General features: G+C 38.4%; 23 protein-coding genes and 1 riboswitch. Of the genes, 8 read left to right on the plus strand and 15 right to left on the minus strand.

Annotation, left to right across the window (positions count from 1 at the left end; all coding sequences use genetic code 11):
- Nucleotides 1-6 precede the first annotated feature (6 nt).
- From ACFX4E_RS11550 to ACFX4E_RS11590, 9 genes are all read right to left on the minus strand, one after another.
- Entirely contained in the window at nt 7-1,296 is a 1,290-nt protein-coding gene (locus tag ACFX4E_RS11550) for a branched-chain amino acid ABC transporter permease (RefSeq protein WP_098248179.1), read from the minus strand.
- Nucleotides 1,297-1,305: 9 nt separating this feature from the next.
- A complete protein-coding gene (locus tag ACFX4E_RS11555; RefSeq protein WP_026106630.1) occupies nt 1,306-2,292 on the minus strand; it encodes a branched-chain amino acid ABC transporter permease in 987 nt (328 codons plus the stop codon).
- Nucleotides 2,293-2,373: 81 nt separating this feature from the next.
- The gene (locus tag ACFX4E_RS11560; RefSeq protein WP_377258985.1) at nt 2,374-3,549 is read right to left on the minus strand and encodes a branched-chain amino acid ABC transporter substrate-binding protein; all 1,176 of its coding nucleotides are present in this window, start codon (nt 3,547-3,549) and stop codon (nt 2,374-2,376) included.
- 477 nt (nt 3,550-4,026) lie between these two features.
- The gene (locus ACFX4E_RS11565) at nt 4,027-4,389 is read right to left on the minus strand and encodes a P-II family nitrogen regulator (RefSeq protein WP_028409080.1); all 363 of its coding nucleotides are present in this window, start codon (nt 4,387-4,389) and stop codon (nt 4,027-4,029) included.
- 14 nt (nt 4,390-4,403) lie between these two features.
- Nucleotides 4,404-5,630 carry an ammonium transporter gene (locus ACFX4E_RS11570; RefSeq protein ID WP_013057612.1) on the minus strand — a complete coding sequence of 409 codons (1,227 nt, stop codon included), beginning with the start codon at nt 5,628-5,630 and terminating at the stop codon, nt 4,404-4,406.
- Between the two features lie 265 nt (nt 5,631-5,895).
- The gene (locus tag ACFX4E_RS11575) at nt 5,896-7,434 is read right to left on the minus strand and encodes an AbgT family transporter (protein ID WP_377238136.1); all 1,539 of its coding nucleotides are present in this window, start codon (nt 7,432-7,434) and stop codon (nt 5,896-5,898) included.
- Between the two features lie 232 nt (nt 7,435-7,666).
- Entirely contained in the window at nt 7,667-8,629 is a 963-nt protein-coding gene (locus ACFX4E_RS11580; protein ID WP_098965060.1) for a class F sortase, read from the minus strand.
- Between the two features lie 106 nt (nt 8,630-8,735).
- Entirely contained in the window at nt 8,736-10,079 is a 1,344-nt protein-coding gene (locus ACFX4E_RS11585) for a hypothetical protein (RefSeq protein ID WP_014459522.1), read from the minus strand.
- A gap of 722 nt (nt 10,080-10,801) precedes the next feature.
- Nucleotides 10,802-11,665: an alpha/beta fold hydrolase gene (locus tag ACFX4E_RS11590; protein ID WP_028409083.1), complete on the minus strand. Its 864-nt coding sequence runs from the start codon at nt 11,663-11,665 to the stop codon at nt 10,802-10,804.
- A 151-nt stretch (nt 11,666-11,816) separates the two neighbouring features.
- On the opposite strand from ACFX4E_RS11590, the gene ACFX4E_RS11595 reads away from it, so the two are divergent.
- Nucleotides 11,817-11,969 (plus strand): YflJ family protein, encoded by a 153-nt coding sequence (locus tag ACFX4E_RS11595; RefSeq protein ID WP_081085308.1) that lies wholly within the window; start codon nt 11,817-11,819, stop codon nt 11,967-11,969.
- Nucleotides 11,970-12,124: 155 nt separating this feature from the next.
- Here ACFX4E_RS11595 and ACFX4E_RS11600 read toward each other — a convergent pair whose 3' ends face one another.
- The 3 genes from ACFX4E_RS11600 to ACFX4E_RS11610 form a co-directional block, all read right to left on the minus strand.
- Complete coding sequence (locus ACFX4E_RS11600) at nt 12,125-13,057, minus strand: alpha/beta hydrolase (RefSeq protein WP_102813046.1); 933 nt, start codon at nt 13,055-13,057, stop codon at nt 12,125-12,127.
- A gap of 15 nt (nt 13,058-13,072) precedes the next feature.
- Nucleotides 13,073-13,627 (minus strand): GrpB family protein, encoded by a 555-nt coding sequence (locus ACFX4E_RS11605; RefSeq protein ID WP_098332841.1) that lies wholly within the window; start codon nt 13,625-13,627, stop codon nt 13,073-13,075.
- A 90-nt stretch (nt 13,628-13,717) separates the two neighbouring features.
- A complete protein-coding gene (locus ACFX4E_RS11610; protein WP_377238138.1) occupies nt 13,718-14,863 on the minus strand; it encodes an acyl-CoA dehydrogenase family protein in 1,146 nt (381 codons plus the stop codon).
- Nucleotides 14,864-15,061: 198 nt separating this feature from the next.
- On the opposite strand from ACFX4E_RS11610, the gene ACFX4E_RS11615 reads away from it, so the two are divergent.
- The 7 genes from ACFX4E_RS11615 to ACFX4E_RS11645 all read left to right on the plus strand — a co-directional run bounded on the left by ACFX4E_RS11615 (nt 15,062) and on the right by ACFX4E_RS11645 (nt 19,899).
- Nucleotides 15,062-16,267 carry a TcaA 3rd/4th domain-containing protein gene (locus ACFX4E_RS11615; RefSeq protein ID WP_377238139.1) on the plus strand — a complete coding sequence of 402 codons (1,206 nt, stop codon included), beginning with the start codon at nt 15,062-15,064 and terminating at the stop codon, nt 16,265-16,267.
- Between the two features lie 183 nt (nt 16,268-16,450).
- Nucleotides 16,451-17,230, plus strand: coding sequence for an STAS domain-containing protein (locus ACFX4E_RS11620; protein ID WP_013057624.1), 780 nt, complete (start codon nt 16,451-16,453; stop codon nt 17,228-17,230).
- Between the two features lie 143 nt (nt 17,231-17,373).
- Nucleotides 17,374-17,616 carry a spore germination protein gene (locus ACFX4E_RS11625; RefSeq protein ID WP_013057625.1) on the plus strand — a complete coding sequence of 81 codons (243 nt, stop codon included), beginning with the start codon at nt 17,374-17,376 and terminating at the stop codon, nt 17,614-17,616.
- 107 nt (nt 17,617-17,723) lie between these two features.
- A complete protein-coding gene (locus tag ACFX4E_RS11630) occupies nt 17,724-17,966 on the plus strand; it encodes a spore germination protein (RefSeq protein ID WP_013057626.1) in 243 nt (80 codons plus the stop codon).
- Between the two features lie 51 nt (nt 17,967-18,017).
- Nucleotides 18,018-18,521: an Hsp20/alpha crystallin family protein gene (locus tag ACFX4E_RS11635; protein WP_028412845.1), complete on the plus strand. Its 504-nt coding sequence runs from the start codon at nt 18,018-18,020 to the stop codon at nt 18,519-18,521.
- Nucleotides 18,522-18,610: 89 nt separating this feature from the next.
- A complete protein-coding gene (locus ACFX4E_RS11640; protein ID WP_028412844.1) occupies nt 18,611-19,036 on the plus strand; it encodes an Hsp20/alpha crystallin family protein in 426 nt (141 codons plus the stop codon).
- 44 nt (nt 19,037-19,080) lie between these two features.
- Nucleotides 19,081-19,899 carry a hypothetical protein gene (locus tag ACFX4E_RS11645; RefSeq protein ID WP_048019032.1) on the plus strand — a complete coding sequence of 273 codons (819 nt, stop codon included), beginning with the start codon at nt 19,081-19,083 and terminating at the stop codon, nt 19,897-19,899.
- A 17-nt stretch (nt 19,900-19,916) separates the two neighbouring features.
- Here the strand turns inward: ACFX4E_RS11645 and ACFX4E_RS11650 are convergent, their stop codons facing one another.
- The 3 genes from ACFX4E_RS11650 to ACFX4E_RS11660 form a co-directional block, all read right to left on the minus strand.
- The gene (locus ACFX4E_RS11650) at nt 19,917-21,200 is read right to left on the minus strand and encodes an ABC transporter ATP-binding protein (RefSeq protein ID WP_377238140.1); all 1,284 of its coding nucleotides are present in this window, start codon (nt 21,198-21,200) and stop codon (nt 19,917-19,919) included.
- Nucleotides 21,197-22,255, minus strand: coding sequence for a FecCD family ABC transporter permease (locus tag ACFX4E_RS11655; protein WP_028409092.1), 1,059 nt, complete (start codon nt 22,253-22,255; stop codon nt 21,197-21,199). Before ACFX4E_RS11655 ends, ACFX4E_RS11650 begins: the two co-directional genes overlap by 4 nt.
- A 206-nt stretch (nt 22,256-22,461) precedes the next feature.
- Nucleotides 22,462-23,988 carry a cobyric acid synthase gene (locus ACFX4E_RS11660; protein ID WP_081732037.1) on the minus strand — a complete coding sequence of 509 codons (1,527 nt, stop codon included), beginning with the start codon at nt 23,986-23,988 and terminating at the stop codon, nt 22,462-22,464.
- A 92-nt stretch (nt 23,989-24,080) separates the two neighbouring features.
- A riboswitch (cobalamin riboswitch) is annotated at nt 24,081-24,260 on the minus strand.
- Between the last annotated feature and the right edge of the window lie 58 nt (nt 24,261-24,318).

The following is a 24,318-nucleotide window of genomic DNA, read 5'->3' on the forward strand; positions in this document are numbered from 1 at the left end:
TCACCTCTATAGATTGACGTTTTTCTCAGCCGTTGAAATCACGGACTGTATTTCTTCTTTTTCAGCTTCTTCTTTCAGCTCTTTCAAATCGAACGTAGGCTGTTTAGCAGGAAGCAACCCCTGAGACCTGTATAGAGCAAATAGAATAAGAAGTCCGCCAAAAATAAATCGCTGCATTTTAGCTGGCGAAAGTGCATCCGGTATAGAGATAACCCCGTTTAAACTCAGTTGATTAAACCAATCGGTGAGCTCCGTTAATACTTGAAGATTAAGAATGGTTACAACCGCCGCTCCAAGTATGACGCCTGGAACGCTCCCCATTCCTCCTAAAATAACCATAACTAAAATCGTGATAGATTCTAACAGCGTAAAGCTGGTTGGATCAACAAAGGTTTGCTTAGCGGCAAAGACCACTCCCATCATGCCTGAAAAAGAGGCACCGATAGCAAACGCAAGCAGCTTTGTTCTGACAAGGTGAATTCCCATCGCCTGAGCTGCAATTTCATTTTCACGAACCGCTTTCCACGATCGTCCTACTTTAGAATATTCAAATCGCCGTACAATAAAAATAACTGCAGCTAAGATGACTAATACTACATAATAGAACTGACTTGGATATACTAAGTTAATCCCAAAAATAGAAGGCGGCGTCACGGAGGACAGCCCCATTGCCCCGTTTGTAATATTGATTGGTTTATCCAAATTGTTAAATACAATTCGAATAATTTCCCCAAATCCAAGCGTAACGATAGCAAGGTAGTCTCCTTTTACGCGCAGCACAGGTATACCAAGCAGAACTCCAAATAAAGCGGCTATTAGGCATCCCGCAATAATAAAAAACCAAAAGCTTTCTCCTGATAATGGATACGTACCAAAAGGCATAAAATTAGCAGCTTGATTGGTCGCGAAAATTCCATACGTGTAAGCCCCAACTGCAAAGAAAGCAACAAATCCCAAATCCAATAATCCGGCTAATCCCACTACGATGTTCAACCCAAGTGCCATAGCAATATAGATGCCTACTAGTGTAGATACTTCCATATAGGATTCATAAGCAGGGCCTTGGCTAGCTGAAAAAGGAAGCAGCACAATTAAAATGACCCCTGCTATTAGCCATTTTAATTTAGTAGAAAGAGACATAAAATACAGAAGTAATAATGAAAATAAAAGAAGTAAAAATGCGACAACGGACTTCTGGGCAAGCATTAAACTACCGCTTGTTGCAATTACATATATAAAAAATAGAATAATTTGCGCCTTTTTGTTTCCTTCAAGCCTACTCATTAATTTTTTCATCTTCATCACCTACACTTTTTCTGTAACGGCTTTTCCAAATAAGCCTTCTGGTTTAAAAATTAACACCAAAATCAAAATGGCAAATGCAAATACATCTTTATACTCTGCTCCTAAAATATTGCCGGTGATTGTTGATAAATTCGCAGCTGCAAACATTTCAAGGATGCCAAGCATTAGCCCTCCAAACATTGCGCCTCGTATATTGCCTATTCCCCCTAAAACAGCTGCTGTAAAAGCCTTTAATCCTAATATGAACCCAATGTAAGGATCGATTGTTCCGTAATGAAGCGCAAATAACACACCGGTTGCGCCTCCTAGAGCCGAACCAATAAAGAAAGTAAGAGAAATAACTTTGTTTACATTAATGGACATGAGTGAAGCTGTATCGGGATCTTGGGCTACAGCCCTCATTGCCATTCCCCATTTGGTTCGATTGACAAAAATTTCAAGTCCGATCATTAAGCAAAGAGCAACAATTAACACTACGATAAACGTTACTTTAAATGTAGCATCATCAAATGATGATGAAAGAGAAGAGGCGCTAACCGATACTTTGCCTGAAAATAAAGCTGGGGTATTAACAATATAGTTACCATTCTTAAGTTCCGTAATGAAGCGCACAAAGTCCTGTAATAGAAATGACATTCCGATAGCTGTAATAAGTGTGATCAGTTTAGAAGACTTGCGCAGAGGGCGGTAAGCCACTCTTTCAATTCCCATACCAAGAAACCCAGTTGCAACACTCGTAATAAGAAGAACTAAAATTAACGTCACAACAGCCGGAAAAGCTGCAATCCAACCTACGCCTGTTAACCCTATCAAAATAGCGGTTCCGATAAAGGCACCTGACATAAAAATTTCGCCGTGTGCAAAATTGATGAGTTCTAAAATGCCATATACCATCGTATAACCTAGGGCAATAATTGCATATACAGCTCCTAATGTTAGTCCGTCAATTAACACTTGCGGCAGCGTTTGTATAATATGAGCAAACATATAACCTCGTCCCTTTCGTCCTATAAAATCGATTTTAAGAAAAGAAAGGTACGGAACATCCATACCTTTCTTTTCTAAGGTTTACTGTGAGATTTCTCCTTCTAATTTAGCTGGGTATGAAGGAGAGTCAAACTTATAGATAAAGATTTTAGCGTATTTATTGTCTCCTTTCTCATCAAATCCTACCTGCGTAAGTTCTCCTTTATATTCTGTAATACCGCGTACGGCGTCACGTACTGCTTCATGAGAAGGAAGCTTTTTATCATTGTCTTCAATTGCTTTTTGAATACCTTGAAGCATAACTTTCATGGAATCATACCCGTATACAGAATATGACTCTACTTTTTTATTGAATTTCTTCTCATAATCTTTAGCGAATTGCGTCTTGGAAGCATCGCCTGCTACTGACGTAAGATACGTATCTTTTACAGCATCTCCGGCAATATCAACTAAAGTTGATGAGTCTAAGCCATCCCCTCCCATAAACTTAGCGGTAATTCCTTTGTCACGAGCTTGTTTAATTAAAAGTCCGCCTTCTGCATAAAGACCACCAAAATAAACGAGATCCGGCTTTTCTTTAGAGACTTGATTTAACACACCGTTAAAATCTTTTTCTCCAACCGTAATTCCTTCAAATCCAACAATTTTTGCTCCTTCTTTTTCAGCTCCTGTTTTAAAAGCGTCTGCAAGCCCCTGTCCGTAAGCTGTTTTATCTTGAATGACAAAAATATTTTTTGCTTTCAACTCTTTAACAGCATATCCAGCTCCTGCAGGCCCTTGGAAGTCATCGCGCGCTACAATGCGGTTAACCGTTTTTAACTTTCGGTCTGTTACGTCCGTTGCTGTACTTGCAGGAGAAATCATTGGAATTGAATATTTCTCATACGTTTCAGATGAAGGAATGGTAACCCCTGAGTTTAAATGTCCTATCACTCCATAGACGGCTTTATCGGATCCGATTAACTGAGCGTTCGCTACGCCTTTTTTCGGGTCGCCTTGGTCGTCATAAGGTACAAGCTGAAGTTTATATCCTAATTTTTTAAACGTGTCTTTTTCTTCATCAAGAGCTAACTGAGCTCCCAGTTTGATTGCTTCACCTAATGTCGCACTACCTCCTGACAAAGGGCTTTGCGTAGCAATTTTAATAACATTGCTGCCTTTATCTTCTCCCGATGTACTGTTGCTCCCACAGCCAGCTACAAACCCTACCGATAAGACCGTTGTTGCTAAAATAGATAACATTTTTTTACTTAGCATGTAGTAATCGTTATAAAACGCTTAATAGCGGCTAGTCTTTTATAACGATTTTCCCTCCCTTTGTTCGCGTCTAGAACGCTTTTTATCTTTGCAACAAATGTCATTTTTGAAAACGGTGAAACAGCTTGCTGTTTATGTACATCTTTTTTCACATCCTTTCATAATAGATTCGCTCTCATATATAAAGAGAAACTAAAAATAGTAAAAATATAGTTATTTTTTACTATTATAAAAGGATAAACAGCAGTATTTCACCAAACTTGTCAGTAATAATGACACATATTTTTATAATTTTCTTAATTTTATAAAAATAATTTTAATTATATTCACTTATTTTTTGCGATATACTTTTTGGCTATATATATAACAAAAAAGCATGTCACCGTAAGGAAACATGCCGTGTAACTATTCAATCTAAAAAAAGGTGCAGAGTATGCACCTTTTATATGACCCTTTGTTTTCTCTTTCTCCCTAAGTTTAACTATTATTTCGTAATGCCTGTGATCCCTCTTCCCCCGTTCGGATCTTAATCGCATTTTTTAATTCATAGATAAATATTTTCCCATCTCCAGGCTGACCTGTATTTAGTACTTTTCTTGCTTTATCAACAACGTCAGCTACCGGAACTTCGCACACTACAATTTCTACTTTAATTCGTGCGTGCATATTGTCTTGTTTTTTAACGCCTCTATAAAGCTCCGTAATGCCTTTTTGCAACCCGCACCCCAGTGCATCCGTAACTGTAATACCGCTAACGCCGATTTTCGCCAGTTCTTGCTTAAGCTCTTCAAACTTTGAAGGGCGTGTAATAATTTCAATTTTTGTTAAAACATCACTCACTGTGTCCACCCCTTTTACATATTCGATTCGTGATACGCTCTTTCACCGTGCAGCGTAATATCAAGCCCAAGCGTTTCTTCTTCTTGTGTCGCACGCAGAGATACGATTAATCCAACCACTTTAACGATAATGAAGGTAGCAATACCGACAAATAGGTATGTTGCTACGATAGCAACCAGCTGTTTCCAAAGTAGACTTGGATCTCCGTAGAATAAACCATTCGCACCAGCGTCATTTACAGAAGTTGTGGCAAATAAACCTGTTGCAATACCTCCCCACGTTCCCCCAATACCGTGAAGACCAAATGCATCTAACGCATCGTCGTAACCGATTTTCTTTTTAAGTGAGAAGATACCCCAGAAACAAACTGCACCGCCGATAAAACCTATTACAATAGAGGCAAACGGTGTAACGAATCCACAAGCTGGTGTAATAGCTACAAGTCCAGCAATCGCTCCCGAAACGGCTCCAAGCAGCGTAGGTTTTTTATTGATAATCCACTCTACTACAAGCCAGCCGATAATTCCTGTTGCTGCCGCTGTATTCGTGTTAATAAAAGCCGTCATTGCAACGCTGTTAATAGTTAAAGAACTTCCAACGTTAAAACCAAACCACCCGAACCAAATCAGCATTCCGCCTAAAAGAGTTAACGGTAAATTGTGAGGTGCTGCGGCATCGGCATTTTTTCGTTTTCCAACAACAAGAGCTAGAATTAATCCTGCTACACCTGACGAAATGTGAACGACGTTTCCTCCGGCAAAGTCAATAGCTCCTAGTTCACGAAGCCATCCGCCAACTCCCCAAACCCAGTGTGCAACTGGTGCATATACAAATAATGACCATAGGATAGCAAATAAGATAAATGCTGAAAACTTCATGCGCTCTGCAAAAGCCCCAGAGATAATAGCTACTGTTAGTACAGCAAATGTCAGTTGAAACATCATAAACATATTATGCGGGATCGTAGCACTGTAGTCCCCGTTTGGAGTGAATCCGACTCCTTTTAATCCTACCCAGTCCAAGTTACCAATAAAAGCATTGCCACCGGTCGAAAAAGCTAACGAATAGCCTGCTACTATCCAAAGAACGGATATAACAGCTAAGGAACCTACGCTATACATCGCGGTACTTAACATGTTTTTACTTCGAACCATGCCCCCGTAAAACAATGCAATAGCTGGTGTCATAATCCAAACCAATAATGCTGAAAAAAACATAAATACTGAATCGCCCATTTGCATGATGATTTCCCCCTTAAGTACGAATAAATAACCCCTAAATTTAATGTTAGATTATATAACATCTATTGTTATGTTTACTATCATATTTGATTTATATGTATTTAGCAACTACTTTTTGCAAATTTATTCAGAAAACTTTTGTTTTTTAGACTCTTTTCTTTTTATTATTTATTCTTCTATGTACACATAAGCTGCAATATCATTTATGATTGTTAGAATTTCTAACATAAAAAATCCTCTTCTTGGAGTAGAAGAGGATTTTTCTTTACAAATACATATATACACCTGGTCCTAGAGGAATACCGAATACAGCAAAAACAATCAACATTATAATCCAAATTCCTAAGAAGGCTAAAGTATAAGGAAGCATAAGTGAAATGATGGTTCCAAGTCCTGCTTTCGGCTCGTATTCTTTCATAAAGGCTAAAATGACAATCATATATGGATTTAAAGGAGTGATTACATTCGTAGACGAATCTGCTATTCGGTAAGCTGCTTGAATAAATCCAGGATTGTATCCTAACAGCATGAATAATGGAATAAAAATAGGTGCTTCTAGTGCCCATTGAGCGGAGCCGCTAAAAATAAGAAGGCTTAAAACAACAGTTAAAAATACAAAACCAACCACAACTGGAAGTCCAGTTAGATTTAGTGCTTTTAATGCATCCGCTCCTTCTACTGCAATCCACGTTCCAATATTAGTCCAATTAAAGTAAGCGATAAATTGAGCGGCGGCAAAAATAAGGACAATATAGCTAGCCATATCTTTCATCGAATCAGTCATATAAGCAGGTATATCTCTAGAACTTTTGATTTTCCCTACTGTTATTCCATAAACAGAGCCAACTACCACAAAAAACAGCAGTGTAATCGGAATGATACCATCTAAAAAAGGAGATGGAACAATCCCACCGTCTTCATTTCGTAAAGGAGAGTTGGGCCAAAATAAGAAAACAGCTAGTACAACGACATAAATACATGTAGCAACGATACTGTTTTTTAATCCTTTTGCTTCTACCTCACTGATTTCACCAAAATCATTGCGTTTTTTTCCTTTATAATTACCCAGTCTAGGTTCTACAATCTTTTCAGTGACGATCGCTCCTATAATAGTTAAAACGAATACAGAAGCCGCCATGAAGTACCAGTTCGCTGCAGGGCTGACAGCAGCGCTTGGGTCAATTGTTTTAGCAGCTTCAGTAGAAATGCCTGATAACAATCCGTCGGTTCCGGATATAATAAGATTCGCTGTAAAGCCTGATCCCACCCCAGCAAACCCTGCTGCTAATCCAGCAAGCGGATGTCTTCCTACTGTATAAAATATCATTGCGGCAAGCGGAGGCACGATGACAAAAGCAGCATCTGCGGCTAAGTTGGCCATAATTCCTGTAAAAATGATGGCGTATGTAATAAGAGCTTTTGGAGCATTTAAAATCGTTTTCTTTATGGCCACTTCAAGCAGACCTACTTTTTCTGCAAGTCCGACTCCAAGCATCATAGCAAGTACAAGTCCTAGGGGCTTAAATTCAGTGAAATTTGTCAGCATCGATGTTAAGATATACTGAATGCCTTCATGCGACAACAAACTTTCAATTGGAAGAGTCTTATTAGTACCAGGGTGGACCACCGTTACTCCCATACTATTAATAGCAACAGACGCTAATACGATAATAAGCGCTAAGCATACAAACAAAATAAAAGGATCAGGTAGTTTGTTTCCGAATGCTTCTACTCTTCCTAATAGTTTGTTTAGAAAGGTTGTTGGATGTGATTTTTGCTCTGTTTGCAAATTAGGTTGTGCCATACTTTCTCTCCTTTTTCTTTTAGATTCTTTTTGGTTTTTTTTCCTTTTAATTACCAAAAAGACTATTAGTACATAATAATCTGAATATTTATATTATTCAAGTATTATTTTTAAGGAATTTTTATTTATCTATTAAAACTAATAGCATTTAGATAAATAGAAAGCCAGAAGATATCTTTTTAATCGACCATCAAAAATAACAAAAAGCTCTCCGTGTGAAGAGAGCTTTTTGTTATTTCGCTATACTAGATGGAGCAGACTCTTTTCCTGACTCGTTAACAGCTGTTACATAATAACGAGACTGAGATGCGTCGGAGTCGGCAAAGCTTTTTCGCTCAAATTCCGAAACGCTGCCAATATGGACAAATGTTCCGCCTGGATTCTTTTTGTAAATTCGGTAACCGATAATATTGCCTTCTCGTACCGCGTACCACGTAAGTAAATTACCGCTCATCTTTACATGTGTAGGAGGTTTTGGTGCAGTTGCTTCACGCTCCAATTCTTTTGCTTGGTCAGCTTTTAGTTCTGTATAGACAACTAACCTCTCTTGATGGGTTCCTTCCGCACGGTCAAACGTGCCTGTACACGTAATTAAATTTAAATTACGTTTGTTGCTGTACCCAAAAATTTCGTTTAGAGGTGCTTTATCTCGCGGATAGCTTTTTGTACGTTTAACAACAAAGGTAAGCGTGGTCCCCTGTGCATCTCTTATGGTAATTTCATCGTCTTTTTTTAAGTTTTTGAGATTGTAAAAGACGGCAGGACCAGTTTTACTGTCTACGTGTCCTGCTAATACAGCATTTCCTTTTACGCCAGGTTTTGCTCCTGGTTCAAACCAAGCAACTCCATTTTCTGTAGATGGCGCTGCCATTTCACCGCTGTCTAATAACCCTACTTGTTCAATTGAAGTCTCCACATGAATAGCTGGAATGGACACTTTTGCAGGAATGATTCCTTTGAATTCTTTGTTTAACTGTTTGGCTTCTGTTTTATGCTTTTTTAATACAGCAAATTCTTCTTCAAGCGTTACCCGGCTTTTTAAATCCTTTGATTGTGTTTCTTTTTCTTTTTGCTTAGCTGCATTCTGTTGCTTCATTTCTTTTGCTTCTACCATTTGTTCTTTAAAATATAGTCCGCCGCTAACAAGCAGGACTAAACTTAATATACAGTAGGCGAGAACAATCGCTTTTTTCACATCGTCACCTCGTTTCACAGCTGTTTATAAAAAAGAAGAGAGAACAACCTCTCTTCTTTTTTTAGGACTCTTGACTTGTAATTCATAAGGAAAAGGAGAAAAAATATTATTTACTTACTGGTTTCTTGCGTAAAATAACTCCAGCTGTTAATACAGCTAACGAACCTAGTGCAATATAGATCGCTGTTAGTGGGTTCATCGTTGATTCAGACGCCCCGCCCATACCTGTTTTCGGCATATCTGTTGGCATAGCTGTCTCAGCAAATTTATCGGGATTTTGTTTTACAATCGCTTCACCTAAAGCTTGACCAACACCAAACATTAATTTATACCCTTCACGGTACGTATCATAACTTCCAGCGTAGTCGCCGGATGCATATTGCTCAAATGTTTTAATAACCGTATCTTCATGTGCTTTTATAGCTGCCTGTGCGTCTGCAGTTGGAAGGTTTCCATCTGTTGCTGTTCCTAAGAATGTACCAAATTCTTGCGCGAATTTATGGAGCTTGTCTTTAGCAGCTTTTTCTCCTGCTTCATCGCCTTTTACTTGTGCACTTACTAGTTCAGCTTGGGCATTGATGTGATCTCCTTGCCAAATTTTTTCGAATTGCGCAGCCCCTTCATCGCCATATACTGAACCGATTGCAGCTTTAAAATCTGCTGTGTTAGCATTTTCTAACCAGCTAACATAGTCGTAATCTTTTGAACCGTTAAACCCTTTTTCCATTCCCATTGTTGCTAAAGCAAAATGTTCTGCTGCTAAGCTGTTTAATGAAGAACGTAAATCTGCTGCTGGTGTATCTACTTTGGTATTGTCGAATTTATCGGGCATTTGCGTTACGATTGCATTTGATAACGCTTTACTAATTGCGAACATTTGCTGATATCCTTCGCGGTATGTTTTAGCGGCCGCTTCATAGTCACCTTCTACATAATCTTCAAACGTTTCTTTTACTTGATCTTCGTGCACGCGAAGCGCTTCTTTTGCTGCATCTTCAGGTAGTTTACCTTCCGTAGCAGTGCTTAAGAACTTAGCAAATTCATTCACGAATTGATCTACTTCTTTATCTACTTCCGCCATGGCTTCTTTGTCGTTTTCTTTTGTTGCTTTTACAAAATCATCTGTGTAATTGTTGTGTTCTCTGAAAATTCGTTCAAATTCAGCTGCTCCTTTATCACCATAGATAGAAGCAATAGCTGGCTCCATGTCGACGGCATTTTGATCCAATGCTTTGAACGCAGCGTCAGCATCTTTAGAACCGTCATAGGCTGTTGTCATAGCAGCAACGGCAAGCGTAAAGTGTTCAGATAATAGGTAGTCTAAGTTCGCTCGTAGATCTGAAGCTTTTGTTACTGCCGTTGGTTTTGCTTCCTCTGCATTTGCAATAGTCGGCATCAATAGTGAAGCTCCTAGTACAGGGATCATTAATTTTTTACTTAATTTCATCATTTTCCACTCTCCTCATTTTTAGTTGATGTACGCCACTTTTTTCATTCTTACTACATCTTAAACCATTAAATAGATTGAACATTTTGAATATTCTATATATTAACCTTTCATGTTCCCTCACATTTAATGATCCTTTTTAGGAAGTATTCTCTTTCTATTTACTAAACGATTGCTGAGTGATGTTGGATCACTCTTTTTTAAAATTTTTTTAAATGTCATCTTCGTGAAGAATTCCTTCCCTCTCTACTTATCTAACGAACGCCTTCTTCAGTTAGATCACTTTTTTTAAAAAAGTTTTTAACCGCCTTTTCTTAAGAAGTACTTCCTTTTCTACTTACCTAACGAACACCTTATTCATTTGGATCACTTTTTGAATAAATATTTTAAATTTAACAGAAAAAGAAATTGAGACATAACAAGATAAATTCAATTTAAAGACGAACAAATGGGATAAATGAGTTAGTATGAATCACTTTTAACACCGCTGTTGATTTCCTTTCAAGACTTCGCTTTCTGCAGGCAGCCGCTAAGCCTTCTCGTCGTTTGCGCCCTGCAGGGTCTTTCTCGCAGGAGTCTTCGCCATCAACGGCTAGAAACCACTATATATATGAAACCTGCGCAATAAAAAAATCCAAACGAGTTGGATTCTCCATTAAGAATCTCAATTCATCGTTCGGATCTTCTTTTAACTAAACTACTTTTGTCTGAGCCTTTTTTTATCTTTACTTATTTAAAAAATTCCACATCACATCGTTTACTTCTTGAGGCTTTTCATGCTGAGGGGCATGAGATGCTTCAGCTAATCGGTGAACAGATATGTTTGGCACATATTCTTCAATACCATCTAAGTTTTCAGGCATAAAAGTAGGATCTTGATTTCCCCAAATCATTTGTACCGGGATGTTTAACACTTTTTCTTCTAACGGAAACAAAGATTTTCTTTGAAGGTCTTCTTCTGTAAAAATCTTTAAATTGCGGTAATAACTTAGCATAGACAGCACAGAGCCATTTTCCCAAGAGTTCATGTATGCTTGAACATCATCAGCTGTTAGATATCCTTTTTTTACACCTGGGTCGATCACAAGCTTACGCAAACCTGAGAAGTTGTCTCGTTCCATATAGTCCTGTGCTTCTTGTTTTTGAAACCATTTCATATACTCACTTGCTTTTTGCTGATTTTTATTTGTTCTAAGCTCACGCATAAATGTATAAGGGTGCGGACCGTTAAAAGCAATTAATTTTTGTACATATTCCGGGTAGCGATAAGCGAATGTCCAGCCGATTCCTGCTCCCCAGTCGTGTACAACTAGCGTGCAGGAGCTATATCCTAGGCCTTCAATCACTTGGCGAATATCTTCTACTAATACATCAATCTCGTATGATTCTAGTCCGCTTGGCTTTTCAGATAAGTTATATCCTCTTAAGTCCAAAGCAACTGTGTGAAAATCATTAGAAAATTCATCTATCTGGTGTCGCCAAATATGCGAAAAGTCAGGAAACCCATGAAGAAATAGCATAAGATCTCCTTGTCCCTTGCTTATGTAGTGCAAATTAACCCCATTTACGTTTATATACTGTTTACTCATTGTTCATTTCCTCCTTTATAAGTAGCTGTAGAGCAGTATAACGCTGTAAAAAATGAACGTCAATTCATTTGCTTTGTTTACTTCTTTTAAGTTCCTTTTATGAATATAGTTAATTATTTAGCGTGCATCTTTTTTAAAGGAGTGGTTAACGATGGCTTATATCTATTCCAAGGGCTGGTTTGTTCAACAGTTAAAAGCGGCCAATATCTCTAAAATTGATGGAAGAAAGCTAGAAAGTTATAAAACCTACATTCTTCGTAATTTATATGCTGAGCTTATAGAACAAAGTAAAATCAACGGCTAAAAGAGGTTGAGACATAACGAAATGAATTCCATCTAAAGATTTACACAAATGAAATCTACGTTTGTCTTAACAAAAAAACGAACCACTAATCAAAAGTCTTGATCAATGGTTCGTTTTTCATTTCGTCTAAAATATTTTTGTCCCAGCCTCTTTTTTTACAGCGATTGCTCAATAAAAGATAATACGCGCTTTACATATTCTTTTTTGTATACATGATAATTTTGAACGTGTTCTGCTTTATCAGTTTTCCAGAAGTGAAAAGCATCCGGGTGCGTTTTAGCCATTTTTTCACTTTCAGTGTAAGGAATTTTTGTATCTCCTGTGCTGTGTATAAATAAAATGGGTCGAGGGTAAATATGCTCGACTGCTTTAATAGGACTAGCTTCAGCAGGATTTACATCTGCAATAACAGGAAGAATAGCAATGGTTAGCGGTGTAAACGGAAAGTTTGGTAAATGAGACCATACAGATAGATTTTCTTTTAAATAAGAGGTTAAATCGCTAAAAGGACTATCCGCTACCACTGCTTTTACGTCGTCATCTTGAGAGGCTGCTAATAAAGAAGTGGCGGCTCCCATTGAAATGCCGTAGAGCACAATTGGCTCTTTTGTTGTTTCTTTCATTTTCTGAATAACGCCTAATAAATCGAGCTGTTCTTTTACACCAATCGTCGTTTGATTTCCTTCTGAGTCTCCTGAATCTCTAAAGTCAAACATGACTACTCGATATCCCGCTTTTACAAATTCTTTACTCAGCGGCAAAAAGCCAGCTCCTTGTGCTTCACGGTTATTTCCGTATCCATGTGACATAATAATGGTCGCTCTTGGCTGTTCCGTTGGTTCAATCATCCATCCTTTTAAATGGGTTATCCCGTCTTTGCTCAAAAATACTTGATTGCTATAGTGCATGCCGTAATCGCTAGGATTTTTCACAGCAGGATTTTTATCTAGTTTTGTCAGGCTTATGCCTACATAAAGAGAAATTGCCGTACAAAGTACAAAACAAAGAATAACAAAGGATATCAGGCTGATCCATATTGTTTTTTTCTTTTTTCCTGTATTTGTCTGTCGATTTAGAACTGGAGTCAAGCTCGTTCCTCCTTTTTATCTAAGATCATCTTTCCTATTCTTATTGCTGCTTCCCTTTCTCCATTTTAAAGCTAGCCCATCTATTTTATGAATAAAATTCGTTTTATTTTCTACATATTTTTCTGGTTCAAAGCGATAGCGATGCGCTAGTTCTATTTTCAGCGTTTCGTATTCTTTTGCTGCATCAGGGTGAGTACGCAGATAATCTCGAAACCATATATGCCGATTAATTTCTGGGTGGCCTTTTTCATAAATATGAACATGATGCGTTCTTTCATTCCCGCCTTTTTGGAAGTATCGTCTTCCTTTTAAGCCGTTTTCACCTTTCGCTTCGTAACCAAGCTGTTCCATCCTCTGATTATACGTATCTACTTTTTTTATATCTTTCACTTCAATAAGTAAATCAATAATCGGTTTTGCGCTTAAGCCGGGAACAGCAGTGCTTCCGATATGATGAACCTCTAAAACTTGAGCTGACATTATAGTTGTTAAGGTGGCAGCTTCTTTTGAAAATTCCTTTTCCCACGCGATATTATAGGGTGTCAGCTGAATTTCTCTCATGGACTTCATCTTCAATTCCTCCTCTTGCAACGAAAAAACTGCTTATTATAGAATAGCCTATAATAAGCAGTTTTTCATCATTTAACATGTTATTAAGTTTTATCTAGTAAACGCCTGCTTCGCTAAATTAACAATTGTCATATCATCCATTGGAGGGTTGTGAAGGCCAGCACGCACGTCTCTATAATAGCGCTGCAGCGGATTACTGCGCTGCAAGCTACGTGCTCCTACTATGCGCATGGCTTTGTCGACAACCGTACAGGCACTATTGGTCACTACGTGTTTGACAGCTGCTAACTCTCCCGCTAATGCTGCTCGGTCGCTGGTTTCATCCCATTTACTTGCCACGCTGTACATAAAGTGACGCGCCTGCATAAGTTCAAGTTCCATCTCTCCTACTAAACGCTGCACATTTGGCAACTCGCTAATCGTTCCTTCAATACTATTAGGCGAATATTCTGTAGCAAATGCGACAGCATAATCTCTTGCTGCGATGGCTGTACCCATGTAGCAAGCTGGTATATGAAGCAGCCAGCCGCTTGGCTCATTCTTTTTAAAACCACCGAGGCGTTCAACAAGAAAGTCGTGTTTAATATCGACGTTTTCTAGCACAAGGTCGTGACTTCCTGTTCCGCGCATTGCAATCATATCCCATGTTTCTTCTATTGAAAGTCCACTTGTTTCACGAGGAATTAAAAATAAGCCGATCTCTTCTTCACCTTCAATGCTTGCTTTTACCAAAAAGTAATTTAACACTGGAGACATCGTCGTGAATGTTTTTCGGCCATTGATTCGCCAGCCTTCTTTTGTTTTTACGGCTGTCGTTTCCGGTTTTCCTCCTCGAGTAGGACTTCCTGTCTTCGGTTCAGTAGCGGCGGTGTTAATAAGTGCACCTTTTTCTATTTCTTTAAAAATAAAATCGAGCATTTGCTGATTCCAAGGCTGTTTTTCACGCAAGTCCATTGTAATCCCCATATGCCATCCAATACTAAGAGCTGTAGAAGCGTCTCCTTGAGCAATTAATTCTTGAAATAATAAAAAATCATAAAGGCGTAATTCATTTCCGCCATATTTGCTTTCGAGAGAAAGACGTGTATAGCCCGCTTCTTTTAACTCTTGAATATTTTCAAAGGGAAACGTACCTTCTTCATCTATTTTAAAAGCTCGTTTCTTAAATTTTTCGACTAGAGGCAGCAATTTTTCATACGTAGACTCTTGATTTTTATTTACAAATGAAACACTCATTTGCTTCATCTCCTTTTTATATGACAGAGTGTCCCTATCGGATTAATATATAGTTCTTATCATAGCATACCTCACCTTTTCTGTGCATGTTTGGTGTGTTTATCTTTCTTATTGAATCTATTCTTTTTCCAATTTAATGGTCTGTTTTACCTACACGTTCCATACATTTAATGGAACAAATAGAAAGGAATGGTGAGAATGAATCAATGTCCAAAATGCGGGGCCAGTGCAAGCACAAACCAATTATTTTGCAATAACTGCGGCTTTTCTTTCACCGTGTCGCCAGCTGCAGCTAAGTATAAAAAGAGCTGGTATATTGGCGGGGGTATTGCGCTTATACTTCTTTTAACTTTTGTATTTTATTTCTTTTTCTCTGGCTCAGAAGAAAAGACGGCTGACCGCTTTATTGAGGCATTAGAATCGAAAGATACAGCTGTGTTAAGAGAGTTATTAGATTCTTCGCAGTCTACTATAGTTATTAATGACACATCTATTCAAGCTCTGTTAGACGCAACTTCCGATGGTTCTATTTTACGAGACATTGAAAATGATTTAAAAAATAAATCGAGTATCTACTTTACAATAAAAGAACAGAAACATTCACTACTCTTCAAAAAACAGTACGTGGTTGTGCCGTCATCATATTATATCTCCCTCACCACGCCAGAGGATGCAACGGTTACAGTCAATGATACAAAACAATCGATATCCAAGAATCAAACGCAAAAAATAGGGCCTTTTATGATTGGAAATTACCCGCTTACGGCTTCTTATGAAAGCTCTTACGGAAAACTTACAGACCAAACCACTGTAAATTTTCACCGGCAAAAAGAAGAAAATATATCTGTGGTATTTAAAGGGGCTTACGTTACAATCTCATCAAATAGAGATGACGCTATTTTATTCGTAAATGGAAAAAGCACGGGACTGCAGATGAATAGCTCATCACAAATAGGGCCTGTTGCCACGGATGGAAGCGTCACTGTTCATGCAGAAGTGCAAAAAGACGGCACAACGTTCAAAAGCAGTCCCTACACTATTCAAAGTGAAGAAAGTATTATGTTAAATATACAAACGCCACCCGTTGAAAAGGAAAAAACCGTCATAAAAGAACGAGAAGTGATCGTGCCTGGGCCGCGCTCTTATGCTACTTCAAGCTCTTATATTCTTCCTGGTTCGGATTCTTACAAATTAAGCTATAGTGATATTAGCAGTTTGAGCTCGAGTGAACTAAGGCTAGCTCGAAATGAAATCTATGCGCGGCATGGGTATGTATTTAAATCGAAAGATCTTCAAGCCTATTTTTATGAAAAGTCATGGTATACGCCTGATTCATCATTTAGAGATTCCTACCTATCAAGCGTTGAAAAATACAACGTTGATTTTATTAAATCATATGAGTAAAGTGGCCTTCCCTTTTGCACAGGGGAGTTTTTTAATTGAAGCGAGTACTTACTCCAACGTTTTTTTACATACCATAATCCCTATACACGTTAATAAATTTCTTATAGCCTTCTTTATTCTTTTCACTGTAAAATATAAAGTAGATGTACATAAACTTACTACACGCATAAGGAGAGATGGAGAATGAATGGAATTGGACGACTTCCACAAAAGCTTAATGGACATTTGATTTTAGAAAATATTCAAGAAACCATGATCATTGCAGATAAAGACTATCGTGTGCAGTGGATGAATGCAAGAGCAATTGAAACACTCCAGCCAGTACTCCCAATCTACCAGTTATCTCATATCGAAGAGTTAATTGGAAAGCATATGGACTTCTTTCATTCCAATTCTGAAGAAGCGGAAAAATTACTCACCTCTCTTCATACAACTTACAGAACGCGTATAACAATTGGCAGTCAATACGTAGCAGAAGCTGTGATTCACCCCATTGATACAAAAGACGGCGAGCGTTATGGCTACTTGCTTATGCTATTAGACTTTACAGATCAAGCCGAAGCAGAGCTTGAAAAAGAACGGTTAATTGAGGATTTGTCCACTCCTTTATTAAAGATATGGGACGAGGTTTTAGCTGTGCCCATTACTGGTAAGATGGATATAGAACGTGGAAAGAAGCTAACTGAAACGGTATTGGAGGCAGTTGTAAAAGAACAGGCGCGCTATTTGCTTATTGATTTATCTTCCCTTCATTCGTTAGATGAAGAACACGGTTATTATATTAACACGCTCCACGATGCTTTGCGTTTGATTGGTACCACTTGCCTTATTGTTGGTCTTTCTTCAAAAATGGCTCTGTCGCTTGTAGATTCTCAGTTTAATTGGCGAACATTTTCCACTGTCCAACAAAGCATCTCTTACATTTTAGAAAAAAAGAATTATCGTATTGCACCCATTTCATAAGCCCATCATATCATTAAGTAATCCTCTCTCAATCGCTTTTTCCTTCAATCGGAAAAGGCGATTTTAGTTATGAGGAATTGTGAACGTTTAGGCACTTATCATCATAGGATACATTAATCAACCATAGAAAAGGGTGAGAGCCTATGCCAAGTGTTATTAACATTTATAATTTAAAGATCAACAGTATCTCAAGCAACGGTTCTGTCAACATTGGCGAAGCACTCCATAACAGTCACACGGCTCATTCAAAATCCACTGGTACGAACTCTTCTTATGGCGATGTCTCACCTGCTTCCTCGAAAATGCGAAACATTTATATCGATCCTGATACAAATGACCAAACAGATATTGCAAACGTTGATCATGTCAATGGTTATCAGCAGTGATATAGGGCAATGCTTGTCAACAGCATGACGACAAACGGTGAATACATTCTCTCTGAACGCAATAGGCCGTTGGAGTAGAATGAATAAAAACAGTAAGGAGTCTCTTTATGCCTCTTCAAATTAACGTTTTTAATATCGTAACAAACGGTGTCACACAAAACGCAAATATTGATTTCGGTTCCACCATTCAAAACAGTCACACGGCGAACTCAAAGTTTAACGGCGCAAATTTCTCTTTAGGTAACTTCTCTCCTACTTGCTCTCAAATGAATACGGGCGTGTTAGATCCTGACGTAAGCGATCAAGATCAAATTGCAAACCCTTCAGCTCCAATTGGAAATCAAATTTAGATTTAACGATTTTGTCGTTTTACTTGGCACATTACAAGGAGGTGTGTAAATATGTTTCCATTTGGAAAGTCTCCGTTTAAAGGAATGATGGAAAATATCCCAAAAGGAATGGCATCTAAAGACATGAATAAATATATTCAGCAAATGATTTCTTCTACGATGTCCCATTCTTTTCCGGATTTTATGCAAGGAAATGAATTCTTTAAGCAAGCCCAAGACATGATGAAAGAACAGCAGGATGTGGGAAATGAAGGTCATGGACAACAGCTAAGAAGATTTGATTCAAACGTCATTAATACATTAGACGAATGCATTGTTCAGTTAAAAATTCCTAACCGCGATATTGTATCAAGCATTAAAGTCTATCATACTCCATACGTGTGTACGATTGAAGGAATAGATGGAGAAGAATCCTTCAAAGAAGAAATTCAGCTTCCTTGTTCGGTTCGCAAAAAAGGTACACGCGCCGTATATCGTTCCGGGGTGTTGGAAATCCGGATGCCTAAACATGTTAATATTCCTATGTCTCAAATAGACGTCCACGATTTAGATTAAAGTGGACGTTTTTTTCTGTTTTCATGCATACATATAAAATAGAAAGCGGCAAAAGGCCTTGTTTTATTTTTTTAAAGAAGGTGACAAATATGAATCATGGAAAGTTTAAAAAGTGGGCAGAAACGTTACAAGAAGAAAACCATACAAAATTTTGGGAAAAGATTTTTGACGATGATCCTGAAGAAAAGAATGATACGGAAGCAGATGCTTCTCCTCAAATTGTAAATGAGTATCGAGATTATCCTTTAATTGATGTATACGAATGGGCAAATCAACTGTTAGTTGTGATTGAAATACCCGGTGCTAAACGAACAGACGTCGAATTGACCATGCATGAAAATACTTTACACATATCCGGTTCATCTCTTTTAACGATGAAGGATGCAAATGTTCTTCACAAAGAAAGACGTGAAGGAACGTTTCAACGATCAATCATCCTTCCACCTGCTGTAGGGGAAGCGCCGTGTCACGCATCATTTAAAGATGGTCTATTGCACGTGAAATTTGATTTGTAATTTATTGTGCAGAACTATACGTAGCATGAAAGGCAGGGAATTTCATGTTTTCTAAGTGGTTTAAACAATCGCCTAAAATTGAAACAGTCCGTAAAATAAATCCGTCTTCCCTTCCAACCAAAAAAAAAGTAAGTCCCATAGACCAAAGCTCTAATCAAAAGCGGAAAGAATTACCCGAAAAGATGAAAACTAAAAAACAGTCTAATCTAAAGAAACCCCCTCAGCAGCCAAAGAAGTTGCCGAGCCAAACGGAGCCTAAGACATCTGATGAAGTTGAATTCACAAAACCTGTTCATTCGTCAGATTCAGCGCTGAACCTGCAGGGAATTATTGATCAAGTGACGCGTTTAACCGACGCGATTCCTAAAATAGAAGAGCTTCATCAGCAATTACATGAATCAGCTCATCTTATTCAATCATTGTCTCAACTGCACGAGCAAACAGCTCATTTACTTTCGACTATGCAGTCAGCTCCTAATTTCGAAGACATTCAAAATCAGCTCTCTGCGTTAAAGGAAGAATCGTCCAATACAGCTTTATATGAGATGGTGAAAACTCTTGACAAAAAGATTGATGAAGTAACTCAGCCAAAGCAGTCCATTGTTGTTGAAAAAATTATGGTGGAAAAAGTATTGTTAGACAAAATTGACCTTAGTAATAATTTTGGCCAGCTAGGAATTAAAGATTTGACCGGCCACTTAAACATTGGTACAACTTACAGCGCTGACTCTGATCAAGTGGATGAAGAAGTCAAAGACTTATTCTCTGTTAAGCTAAAAGAAAAAAAGATTGATGAACATACAACTGAGACAACGATGAGTTCAGGAGGTGAAACAGAAAAGCCTGATCACTCCGAAGAATAAAAAATGACCGCTACTGCTTATTTAAAGCAATTGTCGGTCATTTTTGTTTCCATAAATAGTTGTAATTCTTTCTGTAGGCGTTCCATTAAGAACGCTGAAATTTCTTCTTGATTTTCTTCTTTATGATGAGATGATGCTACAACAATACGGCCTGTTTTTCCTAAGAAAGCCCGGTATTCAATTACCTTCATCGCAGCATGAAGTAAGTTCGCGTCCGAAAGCGGTGTATTTGTTAGTAGAACAATATTCATTTCATTCTCTTTTTGTCCATGTGTCAGTACAGTCAGCCACGAGTAACCTTTATCGTCTTTTAAGCGAACTTCATGACTAGATAAAGACGCAGATTTCCACGCCGCGTTAGCACTGCTTTGCTGTTGAACAATTTCTTGACACCAGTCTAGACCTGTTTCATTGGAACCCAGTGAAAGAGTTCTCAAAGGACGAATAAAGGATAAACATAGCTTGCCCGGTTCCTTTTGCAACTGATACAACTCATCGAAGTCCGTCTCTGGATATTGATACGGCGGCACAAAAGCAATTTGTTGCTTATTCACAGCGGGATGGTGAAATACGTGCAAATCAACGCCATATACTCTTTTTAACGTAGCTGCATCCTGAAAAATGGCATCCATCCCGGTTTCTTCTACTCTTCCATCTTTCAGTAACACGGCATTATCTGCAAACAGCGAGGCGATGTTGAGATCATGCAAGATGGCCAGGACCGTTAAGCTCATTTCCTGCTGTAAAGTTTTTAACAGCTGAAGCAGTTCCATTGTATGTTTTACATCTAAGTGATTCGTTGGTTCATCAAGAAGTAAGTAGTCAGGTTCTTGGGCTAGTGCTTTAGCCAGTAAAACCCGCTGTTTTTCTCCACCGCTTAACGATTGAAAAGTATGATTTCTATAGTGCCAGACGTTTGTTAATTTCATCACACTTTCCACCACTTCTTCATCCTGTGCTGATACAGTGCTAAACAATCCTTTTGCCTGATAAGGGTAACGTCCAAGTGAAACAATTTCTTGAACCGTAAATTCTAGCCCAATTTGATTTTCTTGCGTCATGACTGCAACTTTTTGCGCCAGTTGTTTTGGTGAATAAGCCTTCACTGACTTTCCTTCCACCTTCACTTCTCCTGATTGAATGGTTAATACATTCATAATTAAGCGAATAAGCGTTGTTTTCCCGCTTCCATTTGGTCCTAGTAAAGCGACAAAAGAACCTTTGTCTACGGTGAACGTGATGTCACGAACGGTCGGCTGCTGCTTATCGTATCCTCCTGTCACATTATATAGTTCAATCATGATATTCCTCTCTTCCGCATACGTTCTTTTACAAGGAGCAGGGTAAAAATCGGCGAACCAATTAAGGCGGTTACGACTCCAATAGGCAGTTCACGAGGTTCTAATATCGTTCGTGCCAATAAATCTGCTAAAACCAAATAACTTCCTCCAATTAAAATAGAAAGCGGCAGTACATGCTTATGATTAGCTCCCGCTACGAGACGCACTACGTGGGGGATAACTAAGCCAACAAATCCAATTGCCCCAGATACTGATACCGCAGCTCCTGTTAATACGGATGCACCTATTAAAATCATTCTTTTTTTCTTCTTTACGTCTATTCCCATAAACTGAGCGGATTGATCGCCAAATGCTAAGCCGTTCAGCTCTTTTACATGTAACAACAGCATAATTGTACCGATCAAAAAGAACGGCCCTAAAATTTGAATATGAGACCATCCTCTCATTGATACGCTTCCCATTAGCCAATATAAAACCTGCCTTACATCTTCTTCGGGAGAAAGAGCCACAATTAATGAAATAAGTGCGCTCATAAAGGATGATAAAATAATCCCCGCTAAGATGATGGTTTCATTGGCCAAATTGCCGCTTGCGAGTTTCGTAATACCAAAAACTAAAAGAAGAGTAATAAAACCAGATACAATGCCGACTACAGGCAGCGTGAAGATAGACAAACCAAAAATACTCCAATGAAAATAAATTGCCATGACAGAGCCAAGGGTTGCACCTGAGGAAACCCCGATCGTATAAGGATCAGCAAGCGAGTTTCTTAATAGCCCTTGAAAGGCAGCCCCTGCTATTGAAAGCGAAGCTCCTACTAAAAATGCCACCAGTACTCTTGGAAAACGAATTTGCCAAATGATTAAATCCATGTTTTCCGGACCGTGATATAAGGATAGCCCGGTAAGGTGACCAAGAATAATTTTGATTGTATCTCCTACGGTTAACGAAACTGTACCAATAAATACGGCCATAATTACCGAAGTACATACAATAAATAAACTGACTATGTATAAAATAGATGCTTTGTTTAAAAAAATACGTTTAAAAATCAATACGTTCAGCTCCTCTAGGAAACGAGGCGTGATGTTTTACATTACATTAACCATTCATTTTCCTGTCCATAAACCATGCTTCCACCATGCATTAAGTTGGAAACAATCATCTTTTCTTTGTTACGAGTGCTAGACTGTTGAACTTAGGCAACATAGAATAGCGTACTAAAGTTCTCGGTAAAAAAACAAGCGAAAGCCTCTACAAGCTATACTTTTTGTGTTTGCTCCGGGCTTTTATAGTTGTCTATTAACTCATATAGCTTTTCCATATCTACGGCTTCTCTCACATATGCTGCTGCTTTTGAAAAAGACTCCTCTTTTTGCAGGCGACTGTTGAATGTGTCCGTAATAGGCGGCAATTTTTTATGTTTGCGAATTTGATTAAGCAAAGCTCTGCGCAAAGAATCGTTATGAAACACATCATGAACATACGTGCCAATAACGTTGTCTTTAACCGTTCCTTCTTTTTCATGCTCTACCACTGCAAAAGCTTTCGTGGTGCTCTTAGAAACTGTCTTTCCCATATGAATTTCGTAGCCTTCAATCAAAACTCTTTCATTTTCTAACTGGACATACCCAGAAACTCTTTCTGTTTTTTTGCTGGTTGTCATAACGGTTTCCACTGGAAGCAAGCCCAGCCCTTTAATGGATTCAATCCGAGATTCTACTGCATCAGGGTCTGTAATTGTCTCCCCTAGCATTTGATATCCTCCGCAGATGCCAATGACGTGAACGTTCGTTGTGTTCAAGACTTGATTAATGGCTAGAGCCAGGCCGCTTTCTTGTAAAAACTGAGCATCTTCAATCGTATTTTTGCTTCCTGGCAAAACAATTAAATCAGGCGTACCTAATTGCGACGGCTTGGTTACAAGCCTCACGTGACAGTCTTCTTCTAAGCTTAAAGGATCGATGTCTGTAAAATTTGAGATGCGCGGGTACGAGATGACCGCAATATCAATTTCTTTTAACGGATTCACAAGCGTTGAGTAATTTCTAAGTGATAACGAATCTTCCGCATCAATTTCCACGTTGTTCATATAAGGAATAACTCCTAGCACCGGAACACCCGTGTATTCTTCAAACCACTTTAACCCTGGTTTTAAAAGTTCTAAATCTCCTCGAAATTTGTTAATTAACACCCCGATAACTCTAGACTTGTGTTCATCTGGAAGCAATTGAAGGGTACCGACTAGGCTCGCGAAAACGCCACCTTTATCAATATCTCCTACTAACACAACAGGCGCTTCTGCTATTTTTGCAACGCGCATATTTACGAGTTCCCGATCGTTCAAATTGACTTCAGCAGGACTTCCAGCGCCTTCAATCACAATTCGATCATAATGATTGGCAAGCTCTTTATAAGCTTCCGTGATAACGTTCAAACCTTCATTAAAAAATTCTTGCCGATACTGAAAAGCAAACATATTACGTAGCGGTTTTCCATGAACAACTATTTGAGATTCATGATCACGAGTTGGTTTAATTAAAATAGGGTTCATATTGGTTGTTGCTTCTACTCCAGCCGCTTCTGCTTGAATTCCTTGCGCTCTGCCAATTTCTTTTCCATCCATTGTAATGTATGAATTAAGCGCCATATTTTGCGATTTAAACGGTGCAGTTTGATAGCCGTCTTCTTTAAAAATACGGCAAAATGCTGTAGCAATCATGCTTTTTCCAGCGTCTGAGTGCGTTCCTTGAATCATAAGCGGTTTTCCTTTTTTCACTTTTTCCACTCCCTACCACATAAAAAAACCTTAACTGTAAAAGTCAAGGTTTGGTCATGCGCTCATTAACACATTGTCTTGACTTATTTCTCCCACCGAAAAATAAGGGGTTTTTAAAAGCAGGTCTCCTGGCTTATGCTTCATTTTACTTCTGCACCCTTCCTAGTTTGACTAGTGGGTCTTTGCAGGTTCATCCACATTTACAGTAGCGGGGGCTGCACCGGATTTACACCGATTTCCCTATTATCCTCCTTAGAGGCACTTTTAAAATTATTTATTCTTTATTGTAACGAATTTTATAACCATTCACAATAACGATTTTCTTCTATTATTATATAT

The sequence above is a fragment of the Priestia sp. YIM B13491 genome (assembly GCF_042787605.1).
GTDB lineage: Bacteria > Bacillota > Bacilli > Bacillales > Bacillaceae_H > Priestia > Priestia megaterium_E.